This is a genomic window from Anabaena sp. CS-542/02 (genome assembly GCF_028331085.1).
In the GTDB taxonomy this organism is placed as follows: Bacteria; Cyanobacteriota; Cyanobacteriia; order Cyanobacteriales; family Nostocaceae; genus Anabaenopsis; species Anabaenopsis arnoldii.
The window spans coordinates 1-20,675 of sequence record NZ_JAQMTM010000165.1 but is presented as its reverse complement, the minus strand read 5'-3'; the positions used below and the strand labels follow the sequence as shown (position 1 = coordinate 20,675).

Annotated in this window: 17 protein-coding genes; 8 read left to right on the top strand and 9 right to left on the bottom strand. The window is 43.4% G+C overall.

Features of this window, described 5'->3' with window-relative positions; translation table 11 throughout:
* Positions 1 to 449 precede the first annotated feature (449 nt).
* The gene (locus tag PN447_RS17155; RefSeq protein ID WP_271764220.1) at positions 450 to 1,538 is read right to left on the bottom strand and encodes a RuBisCO accumulation factor 1; all 1,089 of its coding nucleotides are present in this window, start codon (positions 1,536 to 1,538) and stop codon (positions 450 to 452) included.
* Between the two features lie 240 nt (positions 1,539 to 1,778).
* On the opposite strand from PN447_RS17155, the gene ubiE reads away from it, so the two are divergent.
* Together ubiE and PN447_RS17145 are read left to right on the top strand one after the other, a co-directional pair.
* A complete protein-coding gene (gene ubiE / locus PN447_RS17150) occupies positions 1,779 to 2,468 on the top strand; it encodes a bifunctional demethylmenaquinone methyltransferase/2-methoxy-6-polyprenyl-1,4-benzoquinol methylase UbiE (RefSeq protein WP_271764219.1) in 690 nt (229 codons plus the stop codon).
* A 45-nt stretch (positions 2,469 to 2,513) separates the two neighbouring features.
* A complete protein-coding gene (locus PN447_RS17145; protein ID WP_271764218.1) occupies positions 2,514 to 3,749 on the top strand; it encodes a DUF445 domain-containing protein in 1,236 nt (411 codons plus the stop codon).
* A gap of 27 nt (positions 3,750 to 3,776) precedes the next feature.
* Here PN447_RS17145 and PN447_RS17140 read toward each other — a convergent pair whose 3' ends face one another.
* The 7 genes from PN447_RS17140 to PN447_RS17110 all read right to left on the bottom strand — a co-directional run bounded on the left by PN447_RS17140 (position 3,777) and on the right by PN447_RS17110 (position 13,720).
* Entirely contained in the window at positions 3,777 to 6,329 is a 2,553-nt protein-coding gene (locus PN447_RS17140; protein WP_271764217.1) for an HD family phosphohydrolase, read from the bottom strand.
* A gap of 246 nt (positions 6,330 to 6,575) precedes the next feature.
* The gene (locus PN447_RS17135; protein WP_271764216.1) at positions 6,576 to 7,505 is read right to left on the bottom strand and encodes an ADP-ribosylglycohydrolase family protein; all 930 of its coding nucleotides are present in this window, start codon (positions 7,503 to 7,505) and stop codon (positions 6,576 to 6,578) included.
* Positions 7,506 to 7,516: 11 nt separating this feature from the next.
* The gene (locus tag PN447_RS17130; RefSeq protein WP_271764215.1) at positions 7,517 to 8,611 is read right to left on the bottom strand and encodes a glycerol dehydrogenase; all 1,095 of its coding nucleotides are present in this window, start codon (positions 8,609 to 8,611) and stop codon (positions 7,517 to 7,519) included.
* Between the two features lie 143 nt (positions 8,612 to 8,754).
* On the bottom strand, positions 8,755 to 9,225 hold the full coding sequence (gene aroQ / locus PN447_RS17125) for a type II 3-dehydroquinate dehydratase (RefSeq protein ID WP_442867112.1): 471 nt from the start codon (positions 9,223 to 9,225) through the stop codon (positions 8,755 to 8,757).
* A gap of 12 nt (positions 9,226 to 9,237) precedes the next feature.
* Positions 9,238 to 9,375 carry a hypothetical protein gene (locus tag PN447_RS17120; protein ID WP_271764214.1) on the bottom strand — a complete coding sequence of 46 codons (138 nt, stop codon included), beginning with the start codon at positions 9,373 to 9,375 and terminating at the stop codon, positions 9,238 to 9,240.
* Between the two features lie 391 nt (positions 9,376 to 9,766).
* Positions 9,767 to 12,418, bottom strand: coding sequence for a type I DNA topoisomerase (gene topA, locus PN447_RS17115; protein ID WP_271764213.1), 2,652 nt, complete (start codon positions 12,416 to 12,418; stop codon positions 9,767 to 9,769).
* Between the two features lie 591 nt (positions 12,419 to 13,009).
* The gene (locus tag PN447_RS17110; protein WP_271764212.1) at positions 13,010 to 13,720 is read right to left on the bottom strand and encodes a M48 family metallopeptidase; all 711 of its coding nucleotides are present in this window, start codon (positions 13,718 to 13,720) and stop codon (positions 13,010 to 13,012) included.
* A gap of 390 nt (positions 13,721 to 14,110) precedes the next feature.
* Between PN447_RS17110 and PN447_RS17105 the strand changes: the two genes are divergently transcribed.
* From PN447_RS17105 to psaX, 3 genes are all read left to right on the top strand, one after another.
* Complete coding sequence (locus PN447_RS17105) at positions 14,111 to 15,673, top strand: NAD(P)H-quinone oxidoreductase subunit N (RefSeq protein WP_271764211.1); 1,563 nt, start codon at positions 14,111 to 14,113, stop codon at positions 15,671 to 15,673.
* Between the two features lie 116 nt (positions 15,674 to 15,789).
* Positions 15,790 to 16,701 (top strand): lipoyl synthase, encoded by a 912-nt coding sequence (gene lipA / locus PN447_RS17100; RefSeq protein ID WP_271764209.1) that lies wholly within the window; start codon positions 15,790 to 15,792, stop codon positions 16,699 to 16,701.
* A gap of 84 nt (positions 16,702 to 16,785) precedes the next feature.
* On the top strand, positions 16,786 to 16,920 hold the full coding sequence (gene psaX, locus PN447_RS17095; protein ID WP_271764208.1) for a photosystem I protein PsaX: 135 nt from the start codon (positions 16,786 to 16,788) through the stop codon (positions 16,918 to 16,920).
* 20 nt (positions 16,921 to 16,940) lie between these two features.
* Here the strand turns inward: psaX and PN447_RS17090 are convergent, their stop codons facing one another.
* On the bottom strand, positions 16,941 to 17,804 hold the full coding sequence (locus PN447_RS17090) for a branched-chain amino acid ABC transporter permease (protein WP_271764207.1): 864 nt from the start codon (positions 17,802 to 17,804) through the stop codon (positions 16,941 to 16,943).
* 95 nt (positions 17,805 to 17,899) lie between these two features.
* Here PN447_RS17090 and larE point away from each other — a divergent pair, with 95 nt between their 5' ends.
* The 3 genes from larE (at position 17,900) to PN447_RS17075 (ending at position 20,392) form a co-directional block, all read left to right on the top strand.
* Entirely contained in the window at positions 17,900 to 18,706 is an 807-nt protein-coding gene (larE, locus tag PN447_RS17085; protein ID WP_271764206.1) for an ATP-dependent sacrificial sulfur transferase LarE, read from the top strand.
* Between the two features lie 392 nt (positions 18,707 to 19,098).
* Positions 19,099 to 19,653, top strand: coding sequence for a CAP domain-containing protein (locus PN447_RS17080; protein WP_271764205.1), 555 nt, complete (start codon positions 19,099 to 19,101; stop codon positions 19,651 to 19,653).
* Positions 19,654 to 19,741: 88 nt separating this feature from the next.
* Positions 19,742 to 20,392 carry a ribonuclease H-like domain-containing protein gene (locus tag PN447_RS17075; RefSeq protein WP_271764204.1) on the top strand — a complete coding sequence of 217 codons (651 nt, stop codon included), beginning with the start codon at positions 19,742 to 19,744 and terminating at the stop codon, positions 20,390 to 20,392.
* The last annotated feature ends 283 nt before the right edge of the window (positions 20,393 to 20,675 follow it).

Sequence of the window (20,675 nt, the reverse complement as noted above, 5' to 3'; positions counted from 1 at the left end):
CAGATCATGCTGCAAAATGCTGGGAGTTTTTTGCCACACTCATATCAGACAGATTAAACAAGGGACTAATCGCCTTGCGTACAAAAAACTATCAGAAATTACAATCAGACACATCCTACCAAGTAACCCATAATTACTTTAGTCTGGGTATAAAAAATTAATAAATTTTCATATTTAGTATCGGCTAAGTATTGGTTAGGACATGACTTTTGACAAATCTGGTAATAATTGCTGTTTCCAGACTTTACTAAAAGTATGTAAGAAAAGCGATCGCATACTCTTGTCAGAGGTCGATCGCTTTTCTGCAAAAACCCACTAGGGAAGATTATGAAAATAATGATACATATGATACATTAATTTCTGAAGTATCAGAATCTGTACCGGTCAAATTCACCCAAGAGCCTACCAAATCAACCCCTAAGAACACCTGTTAAATTTGTCATTTGACATTACTCGTCAATTTGCCAGGAATCTTTGCTGATCACATCATCAAAAATTTTCTTAGGACGGACAATCACAATCACTCGCCCCAGCAGAGTAATTTGTGGCTCGGTGTCAAACCACTGAAAATCTAATTCCCCATTGTGTTCAACCACGAAATAGCTGGAATCATCCCATTGACGCGCGGCGCGGTCTACAACCACCAGCACGGGTTTTGGTAAATTGTTTTCCTGGTTAGGTAGGCGATCGCTATTACATAAAATCACTACAGGATCTTCCGCACTTAATAATACTTGCCAACCTGGTAATGGTACCCAAGCTTGTTCCCCCGCAAATTTAACTAAACCAAATGGTTCAAGACTTTCTACTAGAGGTACACTTTTTAAATCTTCTGGTGTTAATGGCAACTCCCCCACTACTGGCACGATGCGGGGTAATTCGTCTTCTGACTCAAAGCGATAAAAGGGTAAAATGGGGGCGGGACGCTGGGAAACTACAGTAAAATCAACTAATAACTGTTCGATTTTGTTCCTAGCTGTGGGGGTGTGGGCAAATTTTAAACCCTTGGCAATTAGACGCGATCGCTCTTGCAAATCTGTATACTGCCGTGCTAACTTCCAAGCTTGATAGGCAACAGCATCACCAGGATGGGCAGAAAAACCCGTTGGTAAAGTCCGCAAGCGGGAGAAATCCTTAATTGCTTTTGCAACTTCCCGCGCTTCATCCATATCGAGTTTGTGGGTAAAGGTGAGTTCAGCCGCAGCGGCCCGTTCTTCGTGGGTCAGCGAGCGTAATTCGTATAAAATATCGCTACCACGTGTACCGTAGTGCGATCGCGTAGCTTCCGAAGCACCACCTTTTTCTAAAGAATGATAAACTTGGGAACCAACAACCACCTGGTTTTGTTGAATTGGTTCAAATCCAGTTTCCTCAAAAATCTGCTGAGGATTGTAACCGGCTTTTTGCAAGGAGGCGATCGCCGCTCCCCACTCTACCCAGTTACCTTGTTTTTGTCTGAGCTTTCGCAGCAACTCCTTTACTACATCTTCATTCACAGCATTTTCAGGATTTTGAGCATTAGAAGGTAAATTAGTCATAATTCGGGAGTGGGAGCCTAAAATAGGAAAGTTTGTTTAAATGTGACTGAGCAACGCTAACTAGGATATCTGAAATTTCACCCTCCCCCAGTTTATCGTTTCTTTGACACTCCCCACGCCTAAAGGCGGGGGATTCCGTGCTTCACTGACGTTCCTTCTCACCGTTGTATTAATGGTCTTACACATACTATACTAGTGTCGAAATATTCTTCACTTTTGACCGTTCACAGATGACCGATAATGAATCGAGAAATCCGCGATATTTTTGACCGTATTGCTCCAGTTTATGACCAGTTAAATAATTGGTTGAGTCTGGGACAACATCGGATCTGGAAGGAAATGACAATCAAATGGAGTGGAGCTAAACCAGGAGATACTTGTCTAGATATATGTTGCGGTAGTGGTGATTTAGCCTTCGGTTTAGCCAGATATGTCGGAAACCAGGGACAGGTGTATGGTGTGGATTTCTCAGCCAATCTACTAGCAGCTGCTCAAAAACGCGCCCAAAGCCTGCACCCCCTACCCAATATTTCTTGGATAGAAGCTGATGCACTCAGTTTACCTTTCGAGGATGGCCAATTCGATGCGGCCACTATGGGCTATGGTTTAAGAAATGTTACAGATATTGGGCGCAGTCTTCAAGAATTACACCGCGTTCTCAAGCCTGGCGCAGTAGGGGCAATTTTAGACTTTCACCGTCCCAGAAATCAGCAGATGCGAGCTTTTCAGCAATGGTATTTAAGTAGTATAGTTGTACCCATGGCTGAAAAAATGGGTTTAAAACAAGAATATGCTTATATCAGTCCCAGCTTAGATCGTTTCCCCACTGGGGAGGAGCAAGTCGAGTTAGCCCGTCAAGTTGGTTTTACTTCGGTTACACACTATCCCATTGCCAACGATATGATGGGAGTATTGGTAGTCAGTAAATGATTTACCACTTGTGGTTTATCAAGCCTAATTCTCTTAATTTTTACCTTGGATTGGTCTCACCTTTGGTTTTATTTATTACCCCCGCTCCTGGGTGGCACTATTGGCTATTTCACTAACGATCTAGCCATAAAAATGTTGTTTCGCCCCTACCGAGCCATTTACATAGCGGGGCGAAAATTACCATTTACTCCCGGATTGATTCCCAGCAATCAGGAACGTCTGGCTCAAAAAATTTCTAATACAATTATGGGGTCATTGCTGACACCAACAGAATTGCAAAATCTGGCGCGAAGGTTGTTACAAACAGAACGCGTACAGTCAGCCATTTTGTGGTTATTGCAGTTGGCAATTACACAAATTAAAGAGGAAAAAAACGATAAAAGTGCCACAATAGTCGCAGGAATTTTGCGTGATTTGTTAGGAGAATCATTACCTCGGTTACTCAAAGTTTTGGCAAGGCGAGAAGATTTTTTAGAGGCACAGATTAATCAAATCTTTGACCAAGTATTGCTGGAATTACAACTGAGTGAAGAACAATCAACAAGGCTAGCTGATTGGTTACTACAGGTAGTTTTACCCCCAGATGTATTGCGACAGGTAATTATTGATTTTTTGACTGACCGCACTATTCAAACTATTGATGAAAGCTTTCGAGAAAAGACGAGTGGTACTTATTGGGTAGTAGCAAATTTATTTGGTTTACGTAATACTCTCACGAGACTGAGAACTTTTTGCTTAGATGAAAAAGATGCTACCAATGCTCGTTTAGAGGAATTGATTCAAGTTTTGCAAATGCGCGATCGCCTGAAAAAAGTCTTGCAAGATTTATCATTACAAAACTTACCCATAGGGACAGTGCGCCAACTCCGAAGGACTACAAGGGAAAGTGTGCGTCATTATATCCAGTCGAGTGGGAGCGATTTACTTCAAGGATTGACTGATTCTGTTAACTGGGAGAACATAGCCAAATTATTACTTAATCGTCTGAGCAATTCACAGGTAGTCGGTTCTTCTTTGGAAGTTGTCAGTCAAGAGTTGGCGAAAATTTTAGAAAGATATTTGGAAAAAGATTTAGAAAAAATTGTAGCGCAGGTAATTCCAATATTATCGATAGATAAAGTAATCATTGACCGTGTGAAAGCAACTTCACCTGCTGATTTAGAAGCTGCAATTGAGGGAATCGTCAAAAATGAACTACAGGCAATTGTAACTTTAGGTGGTGTTTTGGGTTTTGTGATTGGTTTATTGCAAGTAGGATTTTTAATCTTGACCCAGGGTTAGTTGTTCTCGCCATGATTAACTTTAGATTCACCCATTGTTACTAACCTTTAACTTAGGATAAGCAATGCGCTTATGGTGAAATTGCTGCCAAACATCTACAAATATACGGCTGATTTCTGACATTTCTTGCCTTGTCAGTCCTGAATCTACCATTTGATTGTCTTGCCATTTGGCACGGAGAACATTATTCAGCATGGTTAAGGCTTGTTCTGGAGTTGCATCTTTGAGCGATCGCAGGGCCGCTTCACAAGAGTCGGCTAACATGACTATCCCAGTTTCCCGTGATTGGGGAATCGGTCCGTCATAGCGAAAATCTGCCTCATCTACTATTAAGCCGGGGTCTTCCCGGGACATTTCTAGTGCTTGGTGATAAAAATAGGCAATCAATATTGTTCCTTGATGCTCAGGGATGAAAGCTTGAATCGCCGTGGGTAAAAGGTGTCTTTGGGCCATCACCAACCCCTCACTCACGTGCTTTTTGATAATTGCTGCACTCTTCCAAGGATCTTGAATCTCTTCATGTTTATTAGGCCCCCCCATTTGATTTTCAATAAACCCCAGAGGATCGTGCATTTTACCGATATCGTGATACAGAGTTCCAGCCCTTACTAGTTCTACATTACATCCGAGCTTTTTGGCAGCAGCCTCAGCCAGAGTAGCTACAAACAGGGTATGCTGAAAGGTTCCAGGGGTTTCAGTAGCCAGTCGTTTTAATAAGGGGCGATTGGGATTGGCTAGTTCAGCTAATCGAATGGGGGTAACTAAATCAAATACTTTTTCTAGATAAGGACTTAAGCCCAAGGCCACAATACTCCAGGCTAAACCAGATAATGCAAATAATCCTGCTCCCTGAAGTACGCCATACCAACCTGCGCCAAATACCGCACCGATGAGGAGCTTCATGATCAGGTACATACCCCCTTGAGTCAGGGCGATCGCTACACCCAATAATGCCAATTCTTCACGCGATCGCAATTTTTGCGCCATGGTACTGCCCAATATTCCCGCCGCTCCACCAGCTAACAGCGAAATTATGCTGATTTCCACTGTCATTGGTAGAATTAGCAACAGCAGTACCACAACAGTAGCAGCTAAAATAGGTGCATAAAAGCTACCCAACAGTAAACCCACGCCGCTCCACGTGGTATATGGTAAGCCAAGGGCGATTACTGCAGGGGTAGTGAGGGTAAGTAGCAGTACTAATAGGTAATCGCGCTGCCGCAATTTACACTTGATTTTTTTCCCTACCACAACAAAAATGCCAATTGCTGCTGTGTTCATACTGGCTAATTTCATCAATTCTCGCCAGTTATTCTCCCGGCGAATTAATTGATAATGCTCCAGGACATCAAAGTGCCATTGAGTAATATCTTCTCCTTTGGTAACAATCAGATATCCTTGCTCTACCTTCACTATTACAGGTGATACTCTATCTGATGCTTGCTGTATTTGTTGTTTGGTTTGTTCCTCATCAGTCTTGAGATTCGGTTGCAGCACGGCTAATAAGAAGTTAGTTACCAAGGGTTCGGCATTTTTTGGCACAACTTCCTGGATGTTGAGCTTCACCGCATTTTCTAGAATACTTGAAGGTAATCCTGGGGAAATCCCTTGAGCCAGAATTCTGTCAGCGCTCTGGCGAATTCCTGCCTGTGCTTGCTGCCATTCGTTATCTGATAATTGCAGCAGGGTGGTTTCAGTGTAAACTTTCTGGGGATTGGCTAACTGTTGCTGTAACAGTTGGATTCTGGCTTGGCTATATTTTTGCCGCACTTGGGAGGTTTGCAATATGAGTGAATCTAAATTTTTGGCTGAAGTTGTAGCACGATAAGCTTTGAGTTCTGCTACTGCTTGAGCCAACTCCCTGTTCTGGGCAAGATTAACGGGTTTTTCATTACCAGGATACACAAACAGGGGTAGATTACCTGAACTGACCAGAGGTGAACCAGTAGATGATGGGAATAAGGGCAGTTTTTCTGCTATGGTGCTTCTGTGTCTATTTTCGGGGTTACTTCTGTTTGGGTTCACTGACAAGCTTGACTGGTTTGGGCTATTATTTCCTAAACTTGCCAGTAGGGTTTTCCATTCTGCAATAGAACAGGAACGAAGATAATGCTGGGTAGGAATAGAAACAACTGTTGTATCAAAAAAGGGAAAAACTCCAGCTGCTGTGCGAATTTTCTGGCCTTGCTCCAGAAGTTTGTGTAAATTCTTGTTGATTCTTTCAGTATTTTGGACATCGACCATCAACACTGGGATGGAACCTTTACTGGCGGCTTGGCGTTTGGCTTGTGTTTGTCCTTTATCCTCAATCCTAGCAGTATAGGGTGCTTTGATGGTTTCCGGTGCTGGAGTACCTACTGTCAGTTGCGGTTGATTGTATAGTTTATGCCCCATAACCCCAGTCAGAGATAGGACAGCGATGGCCAGAACAACAGAGGAACGCTGAGAATGCAACCAGCCTGGATATAGTGCGTCAATACCCCGTCGAGTTCTGACCGTTTTTGCCATTGTTCTGAGTGCTATTTCTGGTTTTTGGTGTTCGCTGTTGTCAAAATATTGAGAAAATCTCTGCTTGTTCATAATCTCCGGCTGCTTACTTTGATAAATCAAAACAAGACAATCCTCAAAGAACCCCTAGCTTTTGTGGATGCGATCGCGCTTTGCCCATTGCCAAAGCTCATCGGAACATGGGTAATGCTATCTGCTTGAAGCCAATTACACAGCATAGCCACCTACATCAGGTTATTTTTAGAGAGGACAAAAATACTAAATTTTCTACTTATTAACTGGTATTTGGCAATTAAAGACGGAACTGTAACCATTATCTTAACGGGACTGAATAACCCGAGGAGATGCAAAGACGCAAAGCGCGGTCTGTTCTTCATGTCTCACACATCCCTCCCCTGGATACTCATTGAAATGTAGATCGGGATCATACACTCCTGACCATACAGCAACCAGTACATCAGCTAATTCTAGCACTAGACTCTTAGAATTATCAGGGGATAACAAACCATGCCATTTTACAGGAATACCCACGGTACTATTGTAAGCCCCTGATAATGCACCAGTAATTATACTGATGGTTTGCAAATGTAAATTTCCAGTTTCTCCCTCCCTACTATTATCCTTGTGAGTAGCTCGCAAAACTGCCAACTGCAGGTCTTCTAAGGTGCTGAGAAAGCAGTAAAACGCCATCACAATAGCATGAATCCCATCGTCTTCTCTACTAAATTCGGCTTGTACTGTTTCTAACCCAACTCCTTGCTCTAATAAATTATTCAGTTTTATTAATTTATCTGGTAACAGCGTGGATGTGTCGCCAATAAAACTGATGATTTCGGGTATTAGGGTTTGAGGATGAAGTTCTTCGGTGAGGGATTTGGCGATGGTGTATCCTACTGCTAATGTGCCATCCCTGACAACTGGTTCATCACCCCATATTGGCAACATCTCCAGCAAGTTTTGTCGTAGGTGGGGGCTGTGATCATGAAAAAAAAGTGCCACTGGTAATGTGGCAATTATAGCTCTGAGGAAAAGGCTATCAGTGCGGTTTAAATCAGGAGGTTCTGTAGGATGCTGATCTGGCCAGTTATCTAAATCTAATTTACCTAGCTCTATTAAGTTTTTAGTACCCAGAAGGACTATTTCCCTCACATCACAACTAAGATAATTCTGGGCATCCTTTGCTAAAACCTCACCTAGTAATGCTCCTAATAAAGCACCTTTAAACCGATTAATCAGTGGGTAGCGCATAATAAAAAAAATTACAATTGCCGCAGTCGCTTTCCCTCCGCATCAGCAGTACACAAGGCCGCTAGGACACTTTCAGGGGTAATTTCACATGGTTCATTATAAATCGTTTCGCCGGCACTACAAGCTTGTTGCGCCGCTAAAAATAAGCGATCGCGACTAACTCCCTCCAGTCCTAAATCAGCTAGGGTAGTTGGTAGTCCCACCGACTCACAGAAGCTAAAGACCCGATCAATCACCGCACTTGGGCGATCAGTTAAAATTAGCATTGCCAGCACCCCAAATGCCACCTTTTCACCATGCCAAAACTTCTTAGTTTCTGCAAGCACTGTAAACCCATTATGAATGGCATGGGCTGCAGCCAGTCCGCCACTTTCAAAGCCGAGTCCACTCAGTAACGTGTTCGCTTCCACCACCCGTTCCAAAGCCGGAGTAACTACGTTTTGTTCACAAGCGGTTTTTGCGTGAACCCCATATTCCAGCAAGGTTTCATAGCACAGATGGGCGAGACTAAAGGCAGTTATCGGACCCATGCGCCCGGTCATATTTTTAGCGCGTTTAATCTGACAGTCTTCTGCTTCAAACCAGGTAGCGAGGGCATCTCCCATACCTGATACCAGAAAGCGGACTGGGGCTTGGGCGATAATACTTGTATCTACTAAAACCAAGTCTGGGTTGCGGGGTAAGACCAGATAGCGTTCCCATAGGCCTTCGGGGGTGTAAATCACTGATAGGGCGCTACATGGGGCATCAGTTGAGGCAATAGTGGGGACAATGGCGACGGGAAGTTTTAAATGATGGGCGGTAGCTTTGGCTGTGTCGATGGTTTTTCCCCCTCCCACACCGACAATTAAATCTACTTGATAACTTGTAGCTGTTGATATATGTTTATCAATTTCGCCATTGCAGCATTCACCCCCAAAACCTTGGAGATATACTTCGACTTTTCCCGCGGTGAACTCTTCAATCAAGGGTTGGAATTGCCCAAAAATCACCGGATCTATGATGACAAGGGCTTTTCGACCTAAACGACTTAATTCTTCACCGAGCAACTTGATAGCATTGCTACCTTGAACATATCGGGATGGGAAAATGGCAGTAGTAATCATGGGCTACTCCTCAAAATTATTTCATATCTTCGGGTTAAATCATGCCGACACTAGGGCTACCTCATACCTATCAAATCAATCTTAAGCCTGGTTAGGTCTAGACAGTTTTACCTACCGCAAAATATGACAATTTTTTAGGAAAATTAATGTTTTTTAACTTTATTTCTTAAGTGATCCACTAGAGCCTGTAAACCCAGCAAATAACTTTGCACACCAAAACCACTGATTTGGCCGATAGACACCGGCGCAATGAAAGAATGGTGGCGAAAATCTTCCCGGCGATAAATATTACTTAAATGTACTTCCACTGTGGGTAGATTCACACCAGCGATCGCATCCCGCAAAGCCACACTGGTATGGGTATAAGCCCCCGCATTAATCAAAATTCCCTGATGTTTTCCTAAAGCCCCATGAATCCGATCTACCAAAACCCCTTCATGATTTGACTGCACAGGAATCACTTCCGCTTGTAACTTCAAAGCTTCCTCTTCTAACAAGCGGTTAATATCAGCCAGAGTCAAGGAACCATAAATTCCTGGTTCTCGCTGTCCTAGTAAATTTAAATTGGGCCCGTGCAGTACTAAAATACTAATAATTTGCGAATACGAGTTCAATTTTTTCAGGTATTAACGACGACGCGAGCGCTCATTGACAGGAATCGGAATTAGTTCCGGTTCTGGCTCTGGCTCTGGGCTTAATAAACCTTCAATGAGCTTGCGTGCCAACGCTTTCAGCTTTTCTAGCACTTGATTTATATAGTCCATTGAACTGACTGCTCCTGAGATACTACCTCAATATTTTGACTAACGGCTACGCATAACTCGCGTATTTTCGCACCTCTAGATTGAGAACAGGCTGACAGCAACCGAGCCTTCCTGGAAGTCAACTACTTCTAGAATTGGCTTTTGTCATCAACCCTACCTTTTAGAGTATCACATTACGACCTTTGAAACCTCCGGCTGCAAAGTCACGGGGAACAGGGAACACCGAAGGATTGGGGAACACGGTATGGCTAACGCCACGCTACCGCTATCGACTTCGCTCACCGACCGCACAAAAAACAATAAAATCCAGTCACCTTTCCCTGATAAAGGGAAAGGTGAGGGAGGGGTCAAACAATAGTTGATAGACTAATCATGACTTACTAAACATCCTCTAAGCTTCTGGATCATTTTTTTTAGTGCGAGTCTGGGATGATTTAGCAGTTGACTTGGTGCGAGATGTTGTAGATTTAGTCGTCTTGCGAGTAGATTTCTTGGTAGAGGCTTTGACTGCTAATAATTCTAGGGCTGTAGATAGGGTGATATCGTCTACCGAATGACCTTCTGGGATGCTGGCATTAATTTTGCCATGCTTAATATAAGGACCATAGGGGCCCTCATAAATATTTACTGGCGTACCTTCATCGGGGTGCATACCCAATTCCCGTAAAGCTGTCTTGGAATTGTTCCGGCTGGTTCCGCGCCCCTTTTTCGGTTCAGATAATAGCGTCAATGCTCTTTCCAGGGAAACTGTCAGCACATCATCACCAGCTTTGAGGGAGCGATAATCTTTTCCCTCCTTACCCTGGTCGTGAACAACATAAGGACCAAAGCGCCCCAAACTGGCTTTAATTTTACTACCTGTGACTGGATGAACTCCCAATGTCCGGGGTAGAGACAACAGACCCACAGCCATCTCTAAAGAGAGATTTTCCGGTGTGACACCTTTGGGTAAAGAAACTTGTTTGGGTTTGGGATTTTCCTCAGTTTTATCACCCAACTGCACATAGGGACCATAGGCACCAATTTTGAGATACATGGGTTCACCAGTTTCAGGATGGCGACCCACCTGGTCAGGCCCTGCGGTTTTTTGTCGCAGCAGTATTTCTACCTGTTTGGGGTCAAGGTCAGATGGTGTCAGGTCTTTGGGAATGGAAGCAGTAACCACAGTGCCATCATTCTCCATTTCGATGTAGGGGCCATATTTTCCAATACGGACTTTAGCCTCTAAATTTTCTAATACTATGGTTCTGGCAAGAGTGGCATCAATTTGATGTTCTTGTTCTTTGACTAGAGTGTCTAAACCTTTGTCTCCTAGATAAAATTGTCGTAAATAAGGTAACCAATTAGCCTCCCCTGTAGCAATGTCATCTAGAGTTTGTTCCATCTTGGAGGTGAAACTGGGGTCTACAATATCCGGGAAATACTTTTCTAGAAGATTTGTGACGGCGAAGGCCGTGAAAGTAGGAATTAAGGCATTACTCACTAATTGGGCATAACCCTTATCGATGATTGTACCGATGATACTCGCGTAAGTACTAGGGCGGCCAATACCTTCACTTTCTAGAGTTTTCACTAGGGTGGCTTCGGTATATCTAGCTGGGGGTTGGGTTTCGTGACCCACGGCTTCTAGGTCGGTACAATTGGGATGATCCCCCACTTTCAAACTGGGTAAAATTACTTCTTGATCTTCCAAGGCGGCCTCTGGGTCATCGGAACCTTCTACATAAGCACGCAAGAATCCAGGAAAATCAATCCGCTTACCAGCAGAACGAAAGCCAGCATCTTCAACTTGCAACTGTACAGTAATTTGGGTTTGGCGACAGTCAGCCATTTGACTAGCGACGGTACGCTTCCAAATTAAGTCATAAACAGCCAGTTCCCGACTGCTTAAACCAGTTTCTTGGGGAGTACGGAAAGTGCTCCCAGCGGGGCGAATGGCTTCGTGGGCTTCTTGTGCGCCTTTAGATTTGGTGGTGTATTGCCGGGGTTGGGGACTGAGGTAGTTTTTACCGTAAAGTTGTTCTACACAGGTACGAGCGGCGGTGATTGCCTGATCAGACAAATGTACTGAATCTGTCCGCATATAGGTAATATACCCTTGCTCATACAAATTCTGGGCAATCCGCATGGTGTCTCTGGCTGAGAGACGCAGTTTACGGTTTGATTCTTGTTGGAGTGTGGAAGTGGTAAAGGGAGGCGCTGGTTTACGCGTTACGCCTCGTTCATCGATGTTGTTGACATTCCAGGTTTTGCCCGTCAGCCTTTGTTTGAGGGCGATCGCTTGGGCTTCGTTGAGTAACAAGACATTGCGCCCGGAGGTAATTTGTCCGGTGGCTGGGTCAAAATCACTACCAGTGGCTACTTTTGTTCCTCCCAGTGTCACTAACACAGCGCCAAAGGCGGTTTTTTCCTGCACTAAGTTAGCTTTTAAATCCCAATATGTACCTTCATGGAAGGCTCGCCGTTGGCGCTCCTTGGTGACTAAAAGTCTCACAGCTACTGACTGTACTCTTCCTGCGGATAATCCCCAGGCGATTTTTTTCCACAGCAGGGGAGACAAGGTATACCCGACTAATCGATCCAAAATCCGCCGTGTTTCTTGGGCTCGAACTAACTGCTCATCAATATTGCGGCAGTTTTTCAAAGCTTTTTTAATAGCTTCTTGGGTAATTTCGTGAAAGACCATTCGCTTAGTCGGAACTTTTGGCTTGAGCAGTTGGTATAAATGCCAACTGATGCTTTCACCTTCCCGGTCTTCGTCAGTTGCCAGAATCAGTTCATCTGCTTCTTTGAGGGCTTCTTTAAGCTGGGTGACAACTTTCTTTTTGTCTTTGGGGACTACATACACCGGTTCAAAGTCGGCTTCTACATTTACCCCCAGCTGGGCCCACGGTTCCGCTTTGACAGCGGCGGGAATTTCCGTGGCAGATTGGGGTAAGTCACGGACATGACCCATAGACGCTTCTACCCGATAGTTTTTTGGCAGGTAGTTGCGAATGGTACGAGCTTTGGTCGGAGATTCGACGATGACGAGAGTTGACATGGAAATTTCAAGAAAAAGAGTAGCTATGCTAGCTAAACAGTCAAATTGATGTGATTATGGCTACGCCACGCAAGCTATCGGTGAAATGTCAAGATAAAACGTCACGCTTAGGGCTGTGATTTAATCTATGGCTACGCCACGCAAGCTATCACACGTTAGTCCTCACCAGATGAAAATACACCAAGCTAATGGCGCGGTTCTTCCTAGAGGATGGGTTGGGAAAATGCTGGAGATGAATCACCAGCTATTTCAATCTTTAACTTATCTGAGGCAGAATTGGCGAATCTAGTTTGCAAAATCCCCATCAAGTTTCATCTGATGGTTGACGGTTGACGGTTGACGGGTGACTGTTGACGGGTGACTGTTGACGGGTGACGGGTGATGGGTCGGAAGCTTAGAGGATGTTTGTCAAGTTATGATTAGTGTATCGAATATTATTTGACCTTACCCTAACCCTCCCCTGACAAGGGGAGGGGACTGGATTTGATTGTTTTTTGTGTGTTCCCTGTTCCGGTGTTCCCTGTTCCGGTGTTCCCTAAGATAAAAATTACCTGTTTAATACTTTGCCAACATCCTCTAAGATCATGGTACTTAGTAACTAGTAAGGGATGAACGGTTTAATTCATCTTGATAAAAATGCCAATTGGGCATGAATTTATTCATTAAAGACACAAATCGCTCTCCATGATGCCTTTCTAGGAGGTGTACAATCTCATGGACAATTACATACTCTAAATATTTCTTGTCTTTTTTTGCGAGTTCAAGATTTAACCAGATGCGTTTGGCTTGTATATTGCAAGTACCCCATTTAGTTTTCATCAGTTTTACCCCCCACTGGTTGACTGTAACGCCTATGTTGTTTTCCCATTTGGCGATTAATGGGGGAATCTCCTGTTTTAATTGCTGTCGATACCAAGACATGATCACTTGTTGTCTTTGAGTTTGATTACTTCCTTCTCTGACATAAAGGTCAATATAAGTATTATTTCTGACTTCTACTTTAGGACTACCTTGATAATAGATGAGGTTAAGTAAATAGAGTTTACCTTGGAAATAATGGCTTTCACCAGATACAAATTCTGTTGTTAACTGGCGTTCTTGGGATTTAAATTTCTTTTGGTGTTTTTTAATCCAGGCTAGTTTGGAAACTGCGAATAAACGCACACTCTCATCATTAATATGTAATGGTGTAGCTATGCGCACTCTTTCATCAGGTGGATATACTGCTAGATGCAGATTTTTAATATTTTTTCTGACGACATCAATAATTAATTCACCCACGGTGATTTGATAGGTTTGCATATGATTGTGTTAAGAGGTTGTTTTATAACTTTTCAACAGGTAATTTTCATCTTAGGGAACAGGGAACAGGGAATAGGGAACAGACAAAAAACAATAAAATCCAGTCCCCTCCCATTACAAGGGGAGGGTTAGGGAGGGGTCAAATAATATTCGATACACTAATCATGACTTGACAAACATCCTCTAAGGGAGCAGGGAACAGACAATAAAATCCAGTCCCCTCCCATTACAAGGGGAGGGTTAGGGAGGGGTCAAATAATTTCCCCACAATGGATGACAGGGGAAGAATTTTTGAGAAAACCTTACAGAAATATCGAAAATATCCAACCGTAACAATAGAATAAACTCAGATGCTTCCTTAATGTCTAATCGTCAAAACCTATATATCTCATGGATTTTTCTAATCTGACATCCCAGTTAAATGCTGGAACGATTTTGCCGGAGGGGATTGTAATTGTCACTCTCTTAGGGGTTTTGATTGTTGATTTGATTTTGGGACGTAGCTCCTCACGCTGGATTGGATATGTGGCGATCGCGGGTTTAGTGGCCGCGGTTGGCGCTCTCTATCTTCAATGGGATGCTACTAATCCCATTTCCTTTACCGGGAGCTTTATTGGTGATGACCTGAGTATTGTTTTTCGCGGTATTATTGCCTTGTCTGCTGCGGTAACTATATTGATGTCAATTCGCTACATTGAGCAAAGTGGTACTGCTTTAGCAGAATTTATTGCTATTTTGCTCACTGCTACCGTGGGAGGGATGTTTTTATCGGGTGCTAGTGAGTTGGTGATGATTTTCATCTCACTGGAAACCCTCAGTATTTCTTCATACTTACTCACAGGTTATACTAAGCGTGATCCCCGCTCTAACGAAGCTGCGCTGAAATACCTGTTGATTGGAGCCTCCAGTACAGCAATATTTTTATACGGTGTTTCCCTGCTGTATGGTCTATCAGGTGGACAAACAGAATTAGGGGCGATCGCTAGTGGTATTGCTGCGGCAAAAGTTGGTCAGTCTTTAGGTTTGGTAATTGCCCTAATTTTCGTGATTGCCGGTATCGGCTTTAAAATCTCCGCCGCACCCTTTCACCAGTGGACCCCAGACGTTTACGAAGGCGCTCCCACCCCGGTGATTGCTTTTTTATCGGTGGGTTCCAAAGCCGCTGGGTTTGCCCTGGCCATTCGCTTGCTGACAACAGTCTTCCCCCTAGTTGCGGAGGAATGGAGATTTATTTTCACTGCCCTTGCAGTTCTAAGTATGGTATTGGGTAACGTAGTCGCCCTCGCCCAAACTAGCATGAAGCGGATGTTAGCTTATTCATCCATTGCTCAAGCTGGATTTGTGATGATTGGCATGATTGCGGGAACTCAGGCGGGATACGCCAGCATGGTATTTTACCTCATGGTATATTTGTTCATGAACCTGTGCGGTTTTACCTGCGTGATTCTCTTCTCCCTACGGACAGGAACAGACCAAATTACCGAATACTCTGGATTGTATCAAAAAGACCCACTGCTTACACTCAGTTTGAGTATATCTCTACTTTCCTTGGGTGGGATTCCGCCATTAGCCGGGTTTTTTGGGAAGATTTACCTGTTCTGGGCTGGTTGGCAAGCTGGACTTTACTGGTTAGTTTTACTGGGCTTAGTTACTAGTGTTGTCTCCATCTATTACTACATTCGCGTGGTAAAAATGATGGTAGTCAAAGAACCCCAAGAAATGTCAGAGGTAGTCAAAAATTATCCAGCAGTACAGTGGAACTTACCAGGATTTAGACCTTTGCAAGTGGGACTAATAGTAACTTTAATTGCTACTTCCATCGCGGGGATTTTGTCCAATCCACTATTTACATTGGCTAACAATTCTATCTCTAATACTGCAATGCTACAAGCAACAGCGGTGGAGAAAAACCAGGTCAGTATAATCTCAACACCAGAACTAGAAGAGTTGTAGATTGGATGTTGCAACTTTAGGGGGTGCAAGACACTAGCACCCCTGCTGAATTATGTTAAATTTGTTTCAAAGCCATCATTAGGGCCACAGTACTTTTGGATATTGCTTAAATGTCTATGACTACGCCACAACCAGCACCCCAACCCCTCCCCAGCGGGAGTTTGACTATGCCTAGCTGGTTACGCCGCCCTATTGGCAGGGCTAGTGAGCTTTCTACTGTACAACGGATTATTAAGCAACGCCAAATTCATACAATTTGTGAAGAGGGACGATGCCCCAACCGAGGAGAATGCTATGGTCAAAAAACTGCCACTTTCTTACTATTAGGGCCTGTTTGCACACGCTCTTGTGCTTTTTGTCAAGTAGATAAGGGTCATGCCCCCATGCCGATTGACTTAGAGGAACCGCAAAAAGTAGCTGAAGCTGTGCAACTGTTGGGATTACGTTATGTGGTTCTGACTTCTGTAGCCCGTGATGATTTACCAGACCAGGGGGCGGGGCATTTTGTCAAGACAATAGATAATATTCGCCTGTTAAATCCACAAACTCAAATCGAAGTGCTAACACCAGATTTTTGGGGCGGCGCTGGTGCGGGAGAATCAGGACAACGAGCAAGAATAGCCACAATTGTCACCGCTAAACCGACTTGTTTTAATCACAATGTGGAGACGGTACGGCGGTTAACAGGTCCGGTGCGTCGGGGTGCTAAGTACGATCGCTCCCTGAATGTGCTGGCTATGGTGAAAGAAATTGATCCTACTATCCCCACTAAGTCCGGTTTAATGGTGGGACACGGTGAAACCAGGGAAGAAGTTATAGAAACTATGGCGGATTTAAGGGCGGTGGGATGCGATCGCCTCACCATCGGCCAATATATGCGTCCTTCCTTAGAACATTTGCCAGTGCAAAAATACTGGACACCAGAAGAATTTGATACACTATCAGGGGTAGCACGGGAAATGGGATTTAACCACGTCCGTTGTGGTCCTTTGGTGCGTAGCTCTTACCATGCTGGTGAGGAAGGTTGACACAAATATTTTTAAAGGATTTTGGTTTTTTGGTACAGCTGTTTGGTATTTCTGAATAAAGTCAAAAAAGAAGGAGAACGACTGATGGCTAAAGTTCAAAATTCCCCCGTTGCAGCAACAGGTGCTAAACCCCCCTACACCTTCCGTGCTGCCTGGGCATTGCTGTTATTAGCTGTTAACTTCTTAGTTGCAGCTTATTATTTCCACATCATTGAATAATTAGAAGTGGACGGTGCTGCTTAAATCGTACCTTTAAATAAACCTTTGGGGCGAATGAGCAGCACCAAAATCATCATTAACAGTGCTATACCTTGTTTATACTGTGAACCGATCCACAAGCTACTCACTTCTTGAGCGATACCAATAATAAACGCGGCGGCGATCGCACCGTAGGGGTTACCAATACCACCTAAAATTACGGAAGCGAATAAGGGCAAAATCAAAAACCAGCCCATATTGGGACGTACTGCTGTAATCAATCCGTACATACTGCCACCCAAAGAGGTGAATATCCCCGCAATAATCCAAGTCCACAGGATGACCTGCTCGACATTAATCCCAGAAACCCTAGCTAAGTCTAAATCATCAGCAACTGCACGCATGGCTTTACCAATTTTGGTATTTTGCAGCAGGTAGTGCAAGGCGAAAATTGCCACCACGGCTAACCCCAATACCAGCAATTGATTTTGGGGTATCCTGATGCCAAAAACATTCAAAGCAGTTGTAACGGGTAAATTGTAATTTTGGTTCTGACCGCCCCAGAAAAAGATAATGCCATTACGTAAGAATAAAGCCAGTCCAATGGAAATAATAATTAAGGTAGTGGATGTGGCACGAATAGAGCGCATTCTTGCCCATAACAACTTTTCTGAGAGTAGCATTGCTGCTACTGTTCCCGTGGTCGCCAGAATCATGGATAGCCAAATATTGATACCACTGGTATTGAGTAACAGGGTCAAATAGGCAGAGAGAGTGAGAAAATCACCGTGAGCAAAATTAGACAACCGTAAAATACCATAGGTTAGGGTCAGTCCCACTGCGGCCAGAGCAATAATGCTGCCTACAGCTATACCATTAACAATTAGTTGAGCAAGTATATCCATAAGTTTGATGTTTTCGGTGGTTGTTCAACCCATATACACATCCCCTAGAATAGAATTAATTGGGTGCTATAGGGTTGAGAGTAGATTTCAAAATCATGTTGACAGAAAAGTTTGACCAGTTAAAAGTTTTATTTGGCGAAATGCAACAGGCTTTGATTGCCTACTCCGGAGGGATTGATAGCACTTTGGTGGCCAAGATTGCTTATGATGTATTGGGCGATCGCGCTTTGGCTGTCACAGCTGTTTCTCCTTCCCTGTTACCAGAAGAACTAGAAGATGCGAAAATTCAAGCCGCAACTATAGGGATTCCCCATAGAATAGTCCAAACTCATGAAATGGACAATCCCAATTACACTTCTAACCCCGTCAACCGTTGTTATTTTTGCAAAAGTGAATTGCATGATACCCTCAAACCCCTAGCTATGCAGTTAGGTTATCCCTATGTAGTAGATGGGGTGAATGCTGATGACTTACACGACTATCGCCCAGGAATTCAAGCGGCTAAAGAAAGAGGTGCGCGATCGCCTTTAGCAGAGGTCGGTGTCAGCAAGGCCGAAGTCCGTCAACTTTCACAACAACTCGGTTTACCCTGGTGGGATAAACCCGCTCAACCTTGTCTAAGTTCTCGGTTTCCCTACGGTGAAGAGATTACCATAGCCAAGTTACAAAGAGTAGGTAGGGCAGAAATTTATCTGCGAAAACTGGGTTGGGAGAATTTGCGCGTGCGTTCTGAAGGTGATACCGCCAGAATTGAATTATTACCAGCAAATATCAAAGATTTTATCTTGACTACCGATTTACAGTCTCTAGTTGCTGCATTTCAGGAGTTGGGATTTATCTATGTCACCCTAGATTTAGAAGGTTATCGCAGTGGTAAGTTAAATCAACATCTCCCCCTCTAGATTTGTGTTCATCTGTGGACAAATTTTCTCAGTAACTAAAACATGATGCAAAAAAATGTCAGTAATAGCCACCCCAGGAATCACTGACAGCTAGAAGCGGTGGAAGATTGTCGGCATTTATTTATTTATTTAAAGCCTTTTTCAGGCTAATGAAGTACACATCAATTGCCTATTCCCTGTTCCCTGTTCCCTGAAACTAAACAACTTTGTACCTCACGAGCATGGGAAATGCTGTATTTATTTACTTTGTTATTAATTATACATTAATTAAACTAAAGATTATTTGCCAAAATGCCTGAATTTAATTAATTTTCGAGATTATCCTGTTATATATTCCTAGAAGCAGAAGTTAGATTATAGGTCCAGCAATTACACATATCAAGCAACTGTCCATGTTTAGACAACCTGCTTTTGGCATCGCTTTAAGTACGCTTGTCCTTGCGAGTGGATTAATCAATACCTCCATAACGTCTCACGGTTCTACGGAGTCAACTAATCGTAGTCAACCTTTGTTAATTCCTCCAAGTCAGGCTGCAATCTTAACTACTACTACTAGTATTCAAACCAATGCACTAGAGAAATCAGTTTTTGAGAAAATTAACCAATATCGAGTGTCTCAGAATCTGCCAAAGTTGAGACTAAATACAGATATTACTGAACAGGCGAGGATTCATAGCCAAGACATGGCTAATGGTAAAGTCCCGTTTAGCCATGAGGGATTTAAACAGCGTGTCAGTACCATTCCCCTGAGACATAATGGTGCCTCAGAGAATCTAGCGCTGAATAAAGGATATAGCAATCCAGCCAGTGAAGCCATTACTGGGTGGTTGAAAAGTCCGGGACATTTGCAGAATATCCATGGGGATTACGACCTCACGGGGATTGGTGTTGCTACCAACAAGGAAGGGGAAGTTTACCTCACTCAAATTTTTATTCGCAGTAAATAGATTGATTTACACCGATTTTGGCATCATAATTAATGTAGTGTCTGATAGTTTTTTTCTCAAAGACACTACATTTATATTTGGGTAGTTCATGACATTACAAGATTTTCAAATCAGTGATAGCCTACGCGGCGCGGCCATAGGTGACTTGACTGAGGCTGCTTTGGCTGAGTATTTAAAATCCGAGGCGATCGCTGTGGATACTGAAACCATGGGACTATTACCACAGCGCGATCGCCTCTGTCTAGTTCAGCTATGTAATCTTCAGGGACAAGTAACGGTAATTGGTATCACCAAAGGCCAAACCGAAGCCCCAAATTTAAAGATACTTTTGGAGGCGGTGAACGTGGTGAAAGTTTTCCACTTCGCCCGCTTTGATATTGCGGCTTTGCGTTATCATCTGGGGATTCGAGTTCAACCTGTGTTTTGTACCAAAATTGCCAGTAAGCTAGCTCGTACTTACACCAATCGTCATGGACTCAAAGATGTAGTCCAAGAGTTAGAACACATAGAATTAGATAAAAGCTCTCAGAGTTCTGATTGGGGTAACGCTGCTAATTTATCAGAGGCTCAACTCAATTATGCTGCTAATGATGTCCGCTACCTACTCAGTGTACAGCAAAAACTTACAGCGATGCTCAAACGGGAAGAACGTTGGGAAATTGCTCAAGAATGCTTTCAAGTTTTACCGACCCTTGTCAGCTTAGATTTATTGCAATTTAAAGATGTATTTGAACATTGATTTACTTAATAATTGCTTGCTGTAAGAGGTTATTTGGAAAGTATTAAACAGGTAATTTTTATATTAGGGAACACCGGAACAGGGAACACACCGAAGGATTCGGAACGATTGGGAAGGATTGGGGAACATACAAAAAACAATAAAATCCAGTCCCCTCCCCTTATAAGGACAAGACAAGGTGGACAAGGTGGACAAGGTGACCAGGGAGAAAAACAGTACAAAGTCTGTATTCTTAGTAAGAAAAATAGCCCCTTAAAAGACCATTGTCCGTATAAAATCTTCC

Bases quoted from the DNA above. Each gene is read 5' to 3' on its own strand.
- ubiE (WP_271764219.1), top strand. From the start codon at position 1,779: ATGAATCGAGAAATCCGCGATATTTTTGACCGTATTGCTCCAGTTTAT.
- PN447_RS17090 (WP_271764207.1), bottom strand. From the start codon at position 17,804: ATGGATATACTTGCTCAACTAATTGTTAATGGTATAGCTGTAGGCAGC.
- PN447_RS17155 (WP_271764220.1), bottom strand. From the start codon at position 1,538: ATGACTAATTTACCTTCTAATGCTCAAAATCCTGAAAATGCTGTGAAT.
- PN447_RS17075 (WP_271764204.1), top strand. From the start codon at position 19,742: ATGACATTACAAGATTTTCAAATCAGTGATAGCCTACGCGGCGCGGCC.
- PN447_RS17140 (WP_271764217.1), bottom strand. From the start codon at position 6,329: ATGAACAAGCAGAGATTTTCTCAATATTTTGACAACAGCGAACACCAA.
- PN447_RS17120 (WP_271764214.1), bottom strand. From the start codon at position 9,375: ATGGACTATATAAATCAAGTGCTAGAAAAGCTGAAAGCGTTGGCACGC.
- larE (WP_271764206.1), top strand. From the start codon at position 17,900: ATGTTGACAGAAAAGTTTGACCAGTTAAAAGTTTTATTTGGCGAAATG.
- PN447_RS17105 (WP_271764211.1), top strand. From the start codon at position 14,111: ATGGATTTTTCTAATCTGACATCCCAGTTAAATGCTGGAACGATTTTG.
- topA (WP_271764213.1), bottom strand. From the start codon at position 12,418: ATGTCAACTCTCGTCATCGTCGAATCTCCGACCAAAGCTCGTACCATT.
- PN447_RS17110 (WP_271764212.1), bottom strand. From the start codon at position 13,720: ATGCAAACCTATCAAATCACCGTGGGTGAATTAATTATTGATGTCGTC.
- PN447_RS17130 (WP_271764215.1), bottom strand. From the start codon at position 8,611: ATGATTACTACTGCCATTTTCCCATCCCGATATGTTCAAGGTAGCAAT.
- PN447_RS17135 (WP_271764216.1), bottom strand. From the start codon at position 7,505: ATGCGCTACCCACTGATTAATCGGTTTAAAGGTGCTTTATTAGGAGCA.
- lipA (WP_271764209.1), top strand. From the start codon at position 15,790: ATGACTACGCCACAACCAGCACCCCAACCCCTCCCCAGCGGGAGTTTG.
- psaX (WP_271764208.1), top strand. From the start codon at position 16,786: ATGGCTAAAGTTCAAAATTCCCCCGTTGCAGCAACAGGTGCTAAACCC.
- PN447_RS17080 (WP_271764205.1), top strand. From the start codon at position 19,099: ATGTTTAGACAACCTGCTTTTGGCATCGCTTTAAGTACGCTTGTCCTT.